This window comes from Amycolatopsis sp. NPDC047767 (genome assembly GCF_040704195.1).
Lineage (GTDB): Bacteria > Actinomycetota > Actinomycetes > Mycobacteriales > Pseudonocardiaceae > Amycolatopsis.
On sequence record NZ_JBEYSJ010000047.1, the window covers coordinates 19,241 to 32,045 of the forward strand.

The window sequence follows — 12,805 nt, forward strand, 5'->3', positions numbered from 1 at the left end:
CCAGCGCGCCATTCCACATTCACCCGGTATCACGGAAGGTTGCCATGACCGAATCCGAACAACCGCCCATTCCGTTGGCGCTGGCGCACTTGCCCGTCGTCGGCGGGCTCGTCGTGCCGTGGATAACACCGCGGACGCCCGACAGCCGGTATCTCCTCGGGACAGTGGACGTGGACCGCATGAACGCCTGTCTCCAGAGGCGGCGGTGTGGCGTCTGCGGCCGGGACCTGGTCGACCGGACGGTACTCCTGTTGAGGCTGTCGGACCTGCCGCGCGCCTGCACCAACGAACCCGGCCTGCACCCTGTCTGCGCGGCGTACACGATCAAGGCCTGCCCGATGGTCGGCGGCCGGATGACTCAGTACCGGCGGTCGCCGCGCCTTCTCGGCCCCGAACACAGCACCGGCCCCGACGCACAACAACGCCTGGGAGCACCACGGGAACCGTGGTTCTCGGTGTGGGTCGGAAGTTACGACTTGATAGAAGCCGACGGCAACCTCGCTGCGTCGTACGCGAAGCTCGGCGCCTTGAGGGTCCGTCCGATCAACTGGCTCTTGCCCGGCTTGATGTAGAGGTCTGAACGCTGGCTGTAGCGGTAAAACGCTCCCGGCGAGCCAACGACCTCGGCGTGGGCACGCTCGAAACCGTAGCGCTCCCAGGGCGTAGCGGGCCGCGGGATAACTGCGAACGGTTCCGCACAAAGGCCCGCCACGCCCTGGCCGCGCTGATCGGCGCGCGGCCCACACCGTGGGCCGCCGGCCATGCCGGCCAGACGGCGTCAGGAGCGATCCACAATGCCGATCACCGCACTCGAACCGATGCTGTGCAGCCATTGCGATTCACCGACCACAATGGACGATCTCGTCAGCCGCTCGGACGGCGACGAGATCTGCCCCGCATGTGCGACCTCTCGCTTCTACCTCTGCTACTGCTGCGACCTCTACGCGGGCACGCTGTTCCGCACGGACGCCGGTTCGGACATCTGCGGCATGTGCCAGTACGACCACGGGTACCACGAGTGCCGCTACTGCTCGACCCTCGTCACCGACGAAGACTGCTGCCAGCACTGTTCGGACCCCGACACCTTGGACGCGGATCTCGTCCACGACTACGACTACAAGCCCAGGCCTGTCTTCCACGGCGAAGGAAGCCTTCACTTCGGTGTCGAGCTCGAAGTCAACACGCCGAGCGACCGGCTCACGAAGTGCGCCGAGCTCTGCCTCCGGGATCTCGGCAACTTGGGCTATCTCAAGGAAGACTCCTCGATCTTCGAGGGCTTCGAGATCGTGACCCACCCCATGTCCTTCCCTTGGGCCATGGCGAATTTCCCCTGGGTGATGTTGGGGCGCCTCAAGTCCGAGGGCTGCAACGGAGAGGGAACCGGCCTGCACATCCACGTCAGCCGCGACGGATTTGCCAACAGCAGCCACGTCTACCGGTGGATGAAGTTCATCTACCGCAACTCTCGTGAAGTTCAGCGGCTGGCGCGACGACGAAACTCCGACTACGCGGAGTTCGGCCCATACGTGCGTCAGACGGTTAAAGAGGCTTGCAAGGGCGGGCGGCCAGGCCCCCGGTACGCCGCGGTCAACACCCTGAATTCCGCGACGTTCGAGCTTCGTATGTTCGCCAGTTCCTTGGAACCCGACCAGGTACAGGCTGCCCTCACGTTCGCGGCCGCGACCATCGAGTACACCCGCGAGCTCAGCATCCCCGCGATCGTGCATTGCCGTGGCTGGGAGTGGGAGACGTTCACGAACTGGGTCTCGCTGCGCCCGGAGTACTCGACCCTGACGCAGGAGTGGGAGGCCCTCACGTGTGCATGCTGACCTACCTCGCCCCGGGGATCCTGCCTGATGCGGACGCCCTCGCTCGCGGCGCGGAGATCAACGATCAGGGCCACGGCTTCGCCATCGTCGTCGGCGACCGCATCCTCGTACGTAAGGATCACGACCCGGCGCGGCTCATCGCCACCTTCGCGACGGCCAGGGCGCGACACCCGGAGGGGCCGGCTCTGTTCCACAGCCGGCTTGCCACCCACGGCTCGCTCTCGAAGGCGAACATGCACCCGTTCCGAGTGGGCAACGACAGCCGAACTGTCGTCGCCCACAACGGGATCCTGCCCCACAGCGTCCACCCGGGACCTGGCGACCGGCGCTCGGACACCAGGGTCTTCGCCGACGAACGCCTTGGCAACAAGCCGTTCGCGAACTACGACGATCCGACCTCACGAGCACGCCTCGAGGCCTGGTTGGGGCCGTTCAACAAGGTCGCGGTCCTGACCGTCAACCGCCGCTACGCCGAGCAGGCCTACGTGTTCAACGAGAACCGTGGCTTCTACGACAACGGAGTCTGGTACTCCAACACCGACTTCACCAGCCGAGAAGAGAACCTGCTCGAACTGTGGGCCGACTGGCGGGCGTGCCCGACGTGCAACGCCAGTGAAGCCGACGTCGAGACCGGACTGTGCGAGGTCTGCGGGTCCTGTGTCGAGTGCGGTGAGTCCGAAAAGGACTGCTCGCGTTGGTGCGCGAGGCGCTACCTCGTTGAGGTGTGCCCCGGTTGCCGCGAGGTCGACCGCTACTGCGTGTGCGTCGAGGCCATGAGCCCCACCGGCTGATGCGTGCCACGCCCCGGCGGGACGACGCACTCTAGCGGAGCCGGGCACCGGACGCGGTCGCGGTGACCTCCGCACCAGCCGGGTGGACCGCCCCACGCGCGTGGCCGGACGCCACCCGGCGTCCGGTCACGCGACGGCGGTCCACGCCGGCTGGGCGAAGCCGCGATCGCCCCCGGCGCCTGCGGCCCCACTAAGGAGAGTGCGTCCCGCTCGGGGCGTACCCCGCTCACAGCCGCTCCTGACGAGCGGTTTCACACTCTGCAGAGGAGATTCGATGACGTTGACCGTCGGCACTACCGAACCCGAATACGAGAACGCCCTTTCCGCGCCGGAGGAATCGGACGCAGCCGTCCCGTCGCAGCCAGCCGGTCCGACGGAGGATGAGCCGGGCGAAGCGGATCGGCTCAGCTGGGCCGAGGAGATCGATACGATCGTCCACGCTGACCCGCACGAGGTCGTGATCCTGGACAACGTGCGGACCGTCGGCCTCGAGACGGACAAGCGGACGGTCGCGAATTACCAGCAGCGCGGGGTCAACACCGCCACGAACGGATACCGGCGTGACGACGGCGTCATCGTCGTCACGGAAGGCCAGCGCCGTGTGCTGCACGCGCGCGAAGCCGGCACCACCGTCCCCGTGTGGATGAAGCAGCCGCCCACAGAGGACGAGAAGGCTGCGGAGATCAAGCGCGTCCTCGACCAGCTCGACGAGAACGACCAGCGTCAACCGCTGACCCACGGGGACACCGCCAACGCGCACCAGTACTTGCTCGACCTCGGGGTGTCGGCGGCGAAGATCGCCCGGGAACGAGGGAAGGCCCGCGCCGAGATCAAGGCGTCGCTGGCACTGGCGGCCTCCCAGCTGGCGGTCAAGGCAGCTGACAAGTACCAGCTCGACACGCTCCAGGCGGCCGAGATCGCCTGGTTCGAGGAGCAGGGCCTCCTGGACGAGGCGAAGAGGCTCATCGTCACCGCCGTCGAAAGCCCGAACAACTTCAAGACCCTCGCGCGGCGCCTGCGCAACGACCAGGCCGAGGCCGCCACCATCCGCGAGCTGACGGAGGCCCTCACCTCCGAGCTCGACGCCGCAGGCGTGACCATCGTCGACGGCTCGGTGCTCCGCCGCGAGGGACCGGGTCGCTCGCTGAGCTGGCTCCGTCCGACGCCGGACGACGAACCGCGAACGGAGCTCACCGCAGAGGCCCACATCGAATGCCCCGGTCACGTTGCCTGGCTTGTAACGGAGCGCCGGCAGTCCGTGGACAGGCCCCAAGACCAATGGGACATCTCGGTGGTCCCCACCTTCGGCTGCAGTGACTTCCTCGCGCACGGACACGCACTGAAGGACGCCCCGCGAGGGAAGGCCGTTCGCGCCAGCACGGCGGCAGGCGTGAGTACCAACCAGGGTGCCGTCGACGAAGCCACTCGCCAGGCAAACCGGATCATCCGGAAGTGGGTGATCAGCAACAACAAGGACTGGGACGCCGCCACCGAGGTCCGTCGTGAGTGGCTCCGGGAGTTCGCCGGCCGCCGCCGCGCCCCGGAAGGGGCGCACGGGTGGCTGGCCACACAGAAGGCGATCGCCGACCCGACCCTGTACCGACCGATGGAGCACGGTCACCGGCTGGCCCGAACCCTTCTCGGCACCGACGACCTCGCTGGCCACGCCGCCACGTTGTCCGGCGCGCGGGCGACGGTCTTCGACGTCTTCCTGACCCTCGCCGCCTACGAGGAGCACATGTCGCGCACGTCGTGGCGCACTCCGGTCCCGATCGAGACCGCCTACATGCAGACGTTGGCGAGCTGGGGCTACAAGCCCTCGGACGTGGAGCTCAAGGTCATCACGCCCGAGCGCGAGGACGACGTCGTGAGCGCCGCGCAGCCCGACGCGCTTTCTTCCGATGGAGACGACGTGCCCGCGGACTCGGTTGGTGACGAGGACGTGATCGACGCGGAGACCGACCCGACGGAGCCCGAGGAAGTCGGCTGACCCCTCTACTCGCGGTCGGCAGGGTGGCGGCCGTCGTCGCCACCCTGCCGACCATCTCCACGTGACCCATCACTCGCCGCGAACCACATGCACAACCGGAGGTAAGCCGTGCGTGTCCGAAGATCCGCTCCAACGGAGCCCGAACCCCCCGATGTCCTGCCGGAACTGATGAAAGTCGCTCTGGACTCGGCGAACAATCGATGGGCGGTGTTTCCCCTCTACCCGCTGTCCAAACGGCCTGCCGTCGAGAACTGGGAGAACTGGGCCACAACAGATCACGCCAAGATCCGCGCCTGGTGGTCCGACCACCCCCGCGACAACGTCGGCGTCGCCTGCGGCCCGTCCGACCTCCTCGTCATCGACCTGGACGCCGGCCGCGGCCCGGTGCCCGAGCCATGGCGGAGCCGCGGCATCGACCACGGACGCGACGTCCTCGCCGCGCTCTGTGCGCGAGCCGGCCAACCCGACCCCGCCCATACCCTCATCACTCGCACGCCCAACAGCGGAGAACACCGCTACTTCCACCAACCCGGCGGACTGCGGCTGCGCAGCACCGTTGGCCGGCGCCGCAGCGGCCTCGGCTGGAGCATCGACACCCGCGGCCACGGCGGACTCGTTGTGGCCCCTGGATCGCGGCTGCGGCGGGGTGGGCGTCTCGCGCCGTACGAGGTCGCCCGAGACCTTCCGCCTGCTCCCCTTCCACTCTGGCTGGCCCAGCGGCTGACGCCGGCCCCGCCCCGCCTTTCTGCACCTGGGCAACAACCCCCTACGCCACGACGGATCTCCGCCTACGTCGAGGCTGCAGTCGCCGGCGAGACCTCGGAGGTCCGCTCCGCCGGTGTCGGCGAGCGGCACATCGCGGTCTTCGCCGCCGCGGCGGCCCTGGGTGAGCTCGCCGAGAAGGGCTGGATCAGCGACGCGGCGATTACCAACGCAATCGTCGATGCCGGCCGACGACACGTCGGAGTCGAAGGCTTCACTTGGCGAGAACTGACCACCGCCATCCGCGACGGGATCTCGGCGGGCAGGAGAAGCCCCAGGGAAATCCCCGAGCAGCGAGTCGTCTAGCGACGCCGGGACTCCTGTGCGAACAAGCCGCCGATCGCGCGGGCACAGGCCCCGGCAAGCCAAGCACACCGGCCTCGGGGTCAGCGCCGGAGGCGTCGAACCTCCCGTGCTCGACGGCTCAGGTGACCCCGAGGCCGGCGTGCTGAGAGGCGCGGGTCCTGTCCGCCTCGCCCGCCGGAGGCTCCATGCCAGCCACAGCACGCCATCCGACTCCCGCTCGCAACGCTTTCCAGCGCGCCGCTGAGCTGATCCGCACGGAGCTGGGCGGTGTCGAACTCCGCCCTTCAAAGCATCACCGCTCCGAAGAGCTGGAGCCACTGCGCGTTCAAGGCGCCACGAGCACCTCATCCAAGTGACGGCGCCGCACTCACCCAACAGTCGTCACACCTCTGATTGCGAGGGAGTCCACATGGAACGGACGGAAAACACCGCACGAGGCGAACTTCTCGCGTCCTTACCCGCGTTCGCGGGGTTCTACCCGCGGGAGTCGCTCCTGGTTCTCGGCGCTGTTCCGACACACGACGGCACCTTCACCTTGGCCTCGCTCGCGCGCCTGGACATCGATGAAATCGCCAATAAGCCCGGACAAACGACCTCTGACCTGGTCCATCTCTTCCGAGGCGCTACGGCCCCGGCCGTGTTCGTCGTCGTGGCCTCGCACCGCAACGAGGAGACAGCCGACCTGCCCTTGGTCTCCGAGGTCGACGTCCTCGTCACGGCTCTGCGTTCAGCAGGCTTCGCGACGATCGAGGCCATCCACGTACCGGAGTTCGCGAAGGGCGCCCGGTGGAGCACCTACGGTGACAGTGACCTCCACGGAACACTGCCTGATCCCGCAACGACCGACTTCGCACTCGCTCTGACGTACCTTGGGCACCAGATCCATTCGGATCGAGACGCCCTCATCGCTCAGTTCGACCCCGCACCCCAGTCACAGCGCGCACCGCTCGAGCCGCTCGTCAGGTCGGTCGTTCAAGCCGTGCGAGACGAAACAGCCACGAACAACCTCGCCGCTCTGCGGTCGAGGCTGGACGAGCTCGAGTCCGCACTGACGACGCCCAACAGCACGTCCGCCCCACTCTCAGACCAACAAATCGCGAACCTCATCGGTGCGTTCGCCAGCATTGTCATCGCCGACGCCGTGGTTTCTTTCGCAGAGAACGAAGAGGCGGATCTGCCGAACATGCTCCTGAAGCTGCTGCGCCTCGCGCCACAGCCCCAGGCCGCCGCGATCGCGGGAGTGCTGGCCGCCGTGTCGTACCTCCGCGGTGAAGGAGTGTGGGCGGGCCTCGCAGCCTCCGCCGTCAAGCCCCCGACCAATCTCAGCTTGGGCATCTCACAGGCGATGGGCCTAGGAATGCCCCACGACTTCGTGTCGACGGCGCTTCTCCGCGGCGCTGGCGAGGCCCTCCAAATCCTCCGGCCACCTGCCTCGTAAACCCTGCCAACCCGTGCTGGGCCCGGGCGCATCCGCGCCCAGCACGGCTTCGCCCTGCCCACCTGAGTCAGGTCCGTACAGAAAGGACACACATCGATGGAACCCATCGACCTCAAGGACGAATCGACCCTCATCGCCTCGATACCGCTGATCCTCGGCTTTCACCCCAGCGAATCGATCATCCTCGTCTCCGCGATCGTCCACCCGAGCGGGCAGACCCGACTCGGCCCCGTAGCTCGAATGGACCTCAGGCACTTCGCCCCGTACCCCGGGAACGCCACGCCACAGCTCCTCGAAGTCGTGGAAGGCGTGAAGGTGGCCCGGCTCCAGGGAGTCATCGTCACAGGCGCGAAGTTCGACGAGCCAGACCTCCCGCTTCATCTGCAGGTCGAAACCTTCGAGGACCTGTGTGCAAAGGCCGGCCATTCACGCGTGCGGGTCGTCCACGTCCCCAGCTTCGCGCCAGGCCAACCGTGGCGGGGCTACTGTCACGACGCGTGCAGCGGCACGCTGCCGGACGTGTCCGGCTCCGAGCTGGCAGCGGTGAACGCGCACAACGGCCGGCGGATCTTCGGCAGCATCCAGGAGGTCGCGCAAGATTTCGAGCCCGGCCCCGCCGACGTCCGCATGCGATTGGCGCAGGCTGTCCGGGACATCGCTACCGCGGTGCGCGAAGAAGCCAATCGTCAGGACCTTCCGGCGTTGGGAAGGCGTCTACAGCGAGTCGACTCCGCCGTCGCCGCCGTGGAGAGCGGCAACCTTCCGAAGACCGACACACAGATCGCAGATCTGATCGGCGCGTTCGGCAGCATCGACGTAGCGATGGCCGCCGTCGTTCCTCGCCGCGGTGACGACGACATCGTCGCCACGCAGAACCTGCTTCACCACCTCCTTCGTGTCGCGCCTTCTGACGACGGCGCGGCCATCGCGGGGGCGCTCGCGGTCACCTACTTCCTCTGCGGTGACAACACTCGCGCACGGCTCGCCGTCGAATCCACATCCGAGGCCTCCATCCTCGGTCACCTCATGTCCCTGGCACTCAAGGGAACTCGCTCTCGTGACACCGCCGCCGGATTCCTGATCGACGAATCGATCCGGCGACGTGGCTCGCTCACCGGCGGACTGTCGTGACGGCACCGCGAACGATGCATCTCGGTTCCTCTGCGAAAGGACACCCAGTGCCCTCTCCGATCGAGTGGGTCTCCCAGCCCGCCAGTCACATTCCCCAGTCGGCCACCAAGAAGCAGGATCCTGCCAACTCCTCGACGCCCGTCTTCGACGACACGGTCGCTGCCGTGACGGCAGCGACTCCGCCCACCGCGGAAGCCAGCGAGCCGACACCACCGCCGGAATCACCGGCCGCTGTTGGTGCCGCAACCGTCGCCACTCGCGCGCAGACTCGGTTCGTCGCTCGGATCGACACCGACCAGGCCGACGCGGCCGACCTCGTCATCGCCGCACTCACCGTGCTGACAAAGCAACTCGGCGAGACCTGCTCGACAACCCTCGCCGACCAGGCCGGCACCACACTCGCCCGCTTCGGCGCGCTCGCCGCCGGCGACGCCGACGAACCACAGCCCTGACCCGTCGGGCTGCAGCAGCCCGGGCGGGGCGTGCGCACGGTGGCCGACTCCCGGCGTCCGCGTCAAACCGACCAGGACGGGCGATGCCTTCGCGTCGGCGAGGTCCGCGCCGCCCGTCCTGGCCGACCCGATTTGACCCGGACGCCTTCGCCGGCCGAACACCGAGCGCCCCGTCCGGGGCGGGCAGCCACCGGCTCCACCCGACCCGGACAAACCGAAAAGCAAAGGAGAGCTCGTGATCAACCCCTCCTCCGATGAGCTGATGGACTTGCTCGCCGCATTCTCGACCGACGAGGAAGGCAACCCCACCTCCCCCATGCCGCCCCGTTGGGACGCGGAGGGGCCGGACGCGATGCGGGCGATCAAGGTCGGGTCCACGGGGATCGGCCTCATCGACATGAGCTCGACGGAACCGTGGCCCGGCATCTTCGATCACCTCGGGGACATCCCGAACCCGATGCGGCACTTCCGCACTGTGGAGTTCCGGGTCGGTGACAACAGCATCGCCGCGCACCCGCTGAACGTCGGAGCGACCCGCTTGCTCCACCGGCTTCTCGTCGACACCCGTGCGGAGGCCTTCCCTGCCACCACTGACGAGCGGCGCCACGCGACGGAACTTCTCAGCCGGCCCGAGACCCTGCCCGTCATCCACGGCCCGTGTGTGATCACCGGCGCGGACCAGGACGGAGAGCCCGTGGCTCTCGACGAGGACTTCCGCCGCTGGTTCGAGAAGGTGGTCGAGGACCTGGCCGAGTTCCGGACCGCGCTGCTCGCCGCACTCGCGCGCGCGATCAACGTTCCGCCCGAAGCCTTCGGCGGGGACTCGATCATCATCCTCTGACCGGCGGCTGGCTGATCCCGTCTCTGGGATCAGCCGGCCCTTGCACACAGCAAGTCGGTTCCTCAACCCCGAGGAGATCCCATGCGAGAGAACGATCGTGACCAAGAACCGCCGGTTTGGCATCGGTATGACGCAGCCGAAGACATCCAGCATTCACCCGCCGACAACGCGTTCCCGCTGGACAAACCCCGCCCTGTTCAAAAACGATCAAAGCCGAAGCGAGCATTCGTCTCCGAACACATGTGGGACGTGGTGTGCATCATCGCGTTCATGCTGCCCCCCTTAGCGGTCAGCATCGCGGGCTGGGCTTTGGGTAGTGCCACGTACCCGATTTTGCATGGCCTGGCCCGCGAGCTGGTCAACCAGTGTGGCTCGTTCGGCCGCTGACAGATCGAGGCCTGTTATTCCCGAGAACCACAAGGAGGTTCACTGTGTCCAAGCTTCGCGTACTCGTCGCCACCGCGCGCACGCAAGGGTGGCGGCCCGCCGATTTCCTCGCCTGTGACGACGGCGAACTCGTCGCCGTCACCACGGGATGCGAGCGCGGGAACGCCCGCTGTGGCTGCGATCTCTGCCGTGTGTTCACCGGCCTCGAATCGCGGAAGGCCGCGACTACCGCCGAGGTCATCGAGATTGCCATGTCCGTGGACGAGTATCTGACCGAATACCGCGCGAGTCTGTTCGAGTCCGGGGTCGCCGACACCGAACACAACCGTTCCGAGATCGAGGCTTCGGCCCACTCGTTGCTGGCCATCGCCGACGAGCTGCCCGTCGGCACGGTGATCGAACGACTCGGCGAGGAAATCATCGAGCGCTCGAAGTAGACAGCTCATCTCACTGGGTTGTTGGGAACAGCCTGATTTCACCCGAGCGAGGGCTGCATCCGCCTAACCGGCGGATGCAGCCCTCGCTTCATGTTGGTGAGAGAAGGCCAACCTGCGACGGCTGCGCAGGCTCTCCGCTCGCGCCCTCCGCGTGCCGGTGGCGAGTGGACGCCCGAAGGCAAGCACACCGCGCCCGGGCCGCGAGCAGCCCCGAGGACCGGCCGCATCCGTCCGGGCGGACCGACCCTCACGGTCGAGCGCATCGCTCGCGCGGGGCGCGGTCGGTCCACACCGGACGGACGAGCTGGTCCGGGGCTGCGGGCCCGGGCGCGGCGCGCTGAGGCTGCGCCGCGTTCCACACACCACCAGCCCGAAGGAGGCCACCATGGCCGGAGAGCCCACTATCACCGTCGTCGGCAACCTCACCTCGGATCCGGAGCTGCGGTTCACGACGTCCGGACTCGCCGTCACCAATCTCACCGTGGCACAGACCCCGCGGGTCCTGGACCGCACGTCCGGGGAGTGGAAGGACGGCGAGACGTCCTTCTGGCGCTGCAACATCTGGCGCAAGCCCGGCGAGAACGCCGCGAACTCGCTCAACCGCGGCCAGCGCGTCATCGTGCAGGGTCGGCTCCGGCAGCGGTCCTGGGAGACCCGCGACGGTGAGAAGCGCACCTCGATGGAGATCGACGTCGACGAGATCGGCCCGTCGCTGAAGTACGCGGTCGCGAAGGTCACCAAGGCGCCTCGCGAGGGAATCCCCACGCAGCAGTCGGCCGAGCCGGCCGGCGACCCGTGGGACACGACCTCGACCCCGCTCGACGACCTGGTCGCCGCGGCCGACGCGCCCACGTTCTGACCCGATCGCGGTGCCTGGTCGGCCCTTCCCCGCCGACCAGGCACTGCCCGCCAGTGGCCCGGCCCGCTACCGGGCCACCGGCACCTCCCACGCACGGCCGCGCCGAGCGCTCCCGCGCTCGGCGCGGCTCGCCGTCCGGAAGGAGTCAGCCCGTGCCGCATTCACGGATTGACCTCACCGAAGTCAGATCCCATGTCCACCGCGTCGCGCGCGCGAACGACCGGCTCGGAATCACCTGGTTCCACGAGATGAGCCACGGAGCCGCCCGAACCCTCGCGCGGGCGTGGCACCGCCAGCTCTCAGACGACGTCGAAATGTTCCTGTCCGAAGGAGTCGTTCCCTACGACCCGTCCAGATCGCTCTGGCCTTCACTGCTGCCCATCGGCTACGCCGAGCTGAGCGCCGCGGACCGAGTGCTCGCGGACCACCTCGGGACCTATCTGATCCGCCATGCCGGCCGAGACGCGCTCCCCGGGTGGCCCGCCTTCCCGACCGCGGACCTCCGTGACGATGCCGACGGACTCGAAGACTGGTGCGTCGTCACCGAGTCCGGTGTCTGCTACCTCGTGCCGTACCGGGGGAACGGAGGGTTCGGGCCCGTCAACGTCTGGCACGAGGGGAACCTTGTCCGCACACGCACGCGGCACCGTCTCGCCGACACCCGGTGCCCAGTGTGCGCGAGCCCGGATCGCCGTCGCGCCTATCTGCCGCCTGCGCTGTGGCGGACGCCGGACCTGACCGGTATCCCGCGCCGCGTCCCGCTCGACCCGAACCGCGGCGTGTTCCGTGCGGTTTTCAGCGGTGGGGCTGGCCACCCGAGCGGATGCCTGACCGTCGACGTCCATCGCCTCAGTGCTTGGCACACCTGGGACCCGTACGGCCGAACCACGCTGACGGCCTCGGAGGACTGGCGAGACGCGTTCGACCTGTGGCGTGCGCAAGTCACAGGGTTTCGCCTTCCACCCGCGTCGTGAGTCGCGCGGACCGCACCAGCAGCCAATCCTCCGCAGGCTCGGCCCGGCACCCTCGTCACCGACGCGGGCCGGCCGCCGAAAGATCACCCTTTCTGGGGCTGATCACGTTTTACGCTGGTTACATGCCCCGTAACCCGTACCGCATCACCGTCGTGGGACTGATCGCCTCCGCGGCGTTCGGTGTCTACCTGGCGACTGTGCCGCTCGGGCTCGTCGCGATGCTCGCAGTCGCGCCACAGGACCCGGGGAAGCTGGTCACGGTGCCGGTCTTCATCGGAGTCGGCGCACTGACGGGCCTGCTCGTCGCCCGAGCAACACGTCCCAGGAACGCCACGGCGCACAAGCGTCGTCGTCGACGTCTCGTCGTCGCCGGAGCGGCCACGATGCCGCTCACTGCGTTCGTCGGGCAGCTGGACCTTGTCATCCACGACGACGCGGTAGGCCCGCAGCTCGGCGGGTTCATCTTCTGCTGCGGCGCGGTGGGCGTTGTCTCGTACTACGTCCGTCGGCGACGCGCCGCCGTGCGGATGCGCCACGAGCGTGCCGACGCTGCCGTGACCAAGCGCCGCGAACGCGAACTCGCGAACCACTGACCGCGCGGGTGGGGG

Annotated in this window: 14 protein-coding genes; all 14 read left to right on the forward strand. The window is 68.0% G+C overall.

The window, feature by feature from the left end:
- Positions 1-44: 44 nt before the first annotated feature.
- The 14 genes from AB0878_RS44880 (at position 45) to AB0878_RS44945 (ending at position 12,790) form a co-directional block, all read left to right on the forward strand.
- Complete coding sequence (locus AB0878_RS44880) at positions 45-572, forward strand: hypothetical protein (protein WP_366588626.1); 528 nt, start codon at positions 45-47, stop codon at positions 570-572.
- Between the two features lie 222 nt (positions 573-794).
- Positions 795-1,829: a hypothetical protein gene (locus AB0878_RS44885; RefSeq protein WP_366588628.1), complete on the forward strand. Its 1,035-nt coding sequence runs from the start codon at positions 795-797 to the stop codon at positions 1,827-1,829.
- Positions 1,823-2,620 carry a hypothetical protein gene (locus tag AB0878_RS44890; protein WP_366588630.1) on the forward strand — a complete coding sequence of 266 codons (798 nt, stop codon included), beginning with the start codon at positions 1,823-1,825 and terminating at the stop codon, positions 2,618-2,620. The genes AB0878_RS44885 and AB0878_RS44890 overlap by 7 nt, the downstream gene beginning before the upstream one ends.
- Positions 2,621-2,894: 274 nt before the next feature.
- The gene (locus AB0878_RS44895; RefSeq protein WP_366588632.1) at positions 2,895-4,610 is read left to right on the forward strand and encodes a hypothetical protein; all 1,716 of its coding nucleotides are present in this window, start codon (positions 2,895-2,897) and stop codon (positions 4,608-4,610) included.
- 168 nt (positions 4,611-4,778) lie between these two features.
- Positions 4,779-5,678 carry a bifunctional DNA primase/polymerase gene (locus AB0878_RS44900; protein ID WP_366588634.1) on the forward strand — a complete coding sequence of 300 codons (900 nt, stop codon included), beginning with the start codon at positions 4,779-4,781 and terminating at the stop codon, positions 5,676-5,678.
- Between the two features lie 409 nt (positions 5,679-6,087).
- Entirely contained in the window at positions 6,088-7,116 is a 1,029-nt protein-coding gene (locus AB0878_RS44905) for a DUF4192 domain-containing protein (protein ID WP_366588636.1), read from the forward strand.
- Between the two features lie 96 nt (positions 7,117-7,212).
- On the forward strand, positions 7,213-8,247 hold the full coding sequence (locus AB0878_RS44910) for a DUF4192 domain-containing protein (protein ID WP_366588640.1): 1,035 nt from the start codon (positions 7,213-7,215) through the stop codon (positions 8,245-8,247).
- A 47-nt stretch (positions 8,248-8,294) separates the two neighbouring features.
- Positions 8,295-8,699: a hypothetical protein gene (locus AB0878_RS44915; RefSeq protein WP_366588642.1), complete on the forward strand. Its 405-nt coding sequence runs from the start codon at positions 8,295-8,297 to the stop codon at positions 8,697-8,699.
- 235 nt (positions 8,700-8,934) lie between these two features.
- On the forward strand, positions 8,935-9,540 hold the full coding sequence (locus tag AB0878_RS44920; protein WP_366588645.1) for a hypothetical protein: 606 nt from the start codon (positions 8,935-8,937) through the stop codon (positions 9,538-9,540).
- Positions 9,541-9,621: 81 nt separating this feature from the next.
- Positions 9,622-9,927 carry a hypothetical protein gene (locus AB0878_RS44925; RefSeq protein WP_366588647.1) on the forward strand — a complete coding sequence of 102 codons (306 nt, stop codon included), beginning with the start codon at positions 9,622-9,624 and terminating at the stop codon, positions 9,925-9,927.
- Between the two features lie 44 nt (positions 9,928-9,971).
- Positions 9,972-10,364, forward strand: a complete 393-nt coding sequence (locus tag AB0878_RS44930; RefSeq protein WP_366588649.1) for a hypothetical protein — start codon at positions 9,972-9,974, stop codon at positions 10,362-10,364.
- Between the two features lie 385 nt (positions 10,365-10,749).
- Positions 10,750-11,223, forward strand: a complete 474-nt coding sequence (locus AB0878_RS44935) for a single-stranded DNA-binding protein (protein WP_366588652.1) — start codon at positions 10,750-10,752, stop codon at positions 11,221-11,223.
- 152 nt (positions 11,224-11,375) lie between these two features.
- Entirely contained in the window at positions 11,376-12,197 is an 822-nt protein-coding gene (locus tag AB0878_RS44940; RefSeq protein WP_366588655.1) for a hypothetical protein, read from the forward strand.
- A gap of 122 nt (positions 12,198-12,319) precedes the next feature.
- Positions 12,320-12,790, forward strand: a complete 471-nt coding sequence (locus AB0878_RS44945; RefSeq protein WP_366588657.1) for a hypothetical protein — start codon at positions 12,320-12,322, stop codon at positions 12,788-12,790.
- Positions 12,791-12,805: the final 15 nt, after the last annotated feature.

Excerpts from the sequence above, each read along its gene's own strand:
- AB0878_RS44880 (WP_366588626.1), top strand. The coding sequence starts at position 45 with ATGACCGAATCCGAACAACCGCCCATTCCGTTGGCGCTGGCGCACTTG.
- AB0878_RS44885 (WP_366588628.1), top strand. The coding sequence starts at position 795 with ATGCCGATCACCGCACTCGAACCGATGCTGTGCAGCCATTGCGATTCA.
- AB0878_RS44890 (WP_366588630.1), top strand. The coding sequence starts at position 1,823 with ATGCTGACCTACCTCGCCCCGGGGATCCTGCCTGATGCGGACGCCCTC.
- AB0878_RS44895 (WP_366588632.1), top strand. The coding sequence starts at position 2,895 with ATGACGTTGACCGTCGGCACTACCGAACCCGAATACGAGAACGCCCTT.
- AB0878_RS44900 (WP_366588634.1), top strand. The coding sequence starts at position 4,779 with ATGAAAGTCGCTCTGGACTCGGCGAACAATCGATGGGCGGTGTTTCCC.
- AB0878_RS44905 (WP_366588636.1), top strand. The coding sequence starts at position 6,088 with ATGGAACGGACGGAAAACACCGCACGAGGCGAACTTCTCGCGTCCTTA.
- AB0878_RS44910 (WP_366588640.1), top strand. The coding sequence starts at position 7,213 with ATGGAACCCATCGACCTCAAGGACGAATCGACCCTCATCGCCTCGATA.
- AB0878_RS44925 (WP_366588647.1), top strand. The coding sequence starts at position 9,622 with ATGCGAGAGAACGATCGTGACCAAGAACCGCCGGTTTGGCATCGGTAT.
- AB0878_RS44935 (WP_366588652.1), top strand. The coding sequence starts at position 10,750 with ATGGCCGGAGAGCCCACTATCACCGTCGTCGGCAACCTCACCTCGGAT.
- AB0878_RS44945 (WP_366588657.1), top strand. The coding sequence starts at position 12,320 with ATGCCCCGTAACCCGTACCGCATCACCGTCGTGGGACTGATCGCCTCC.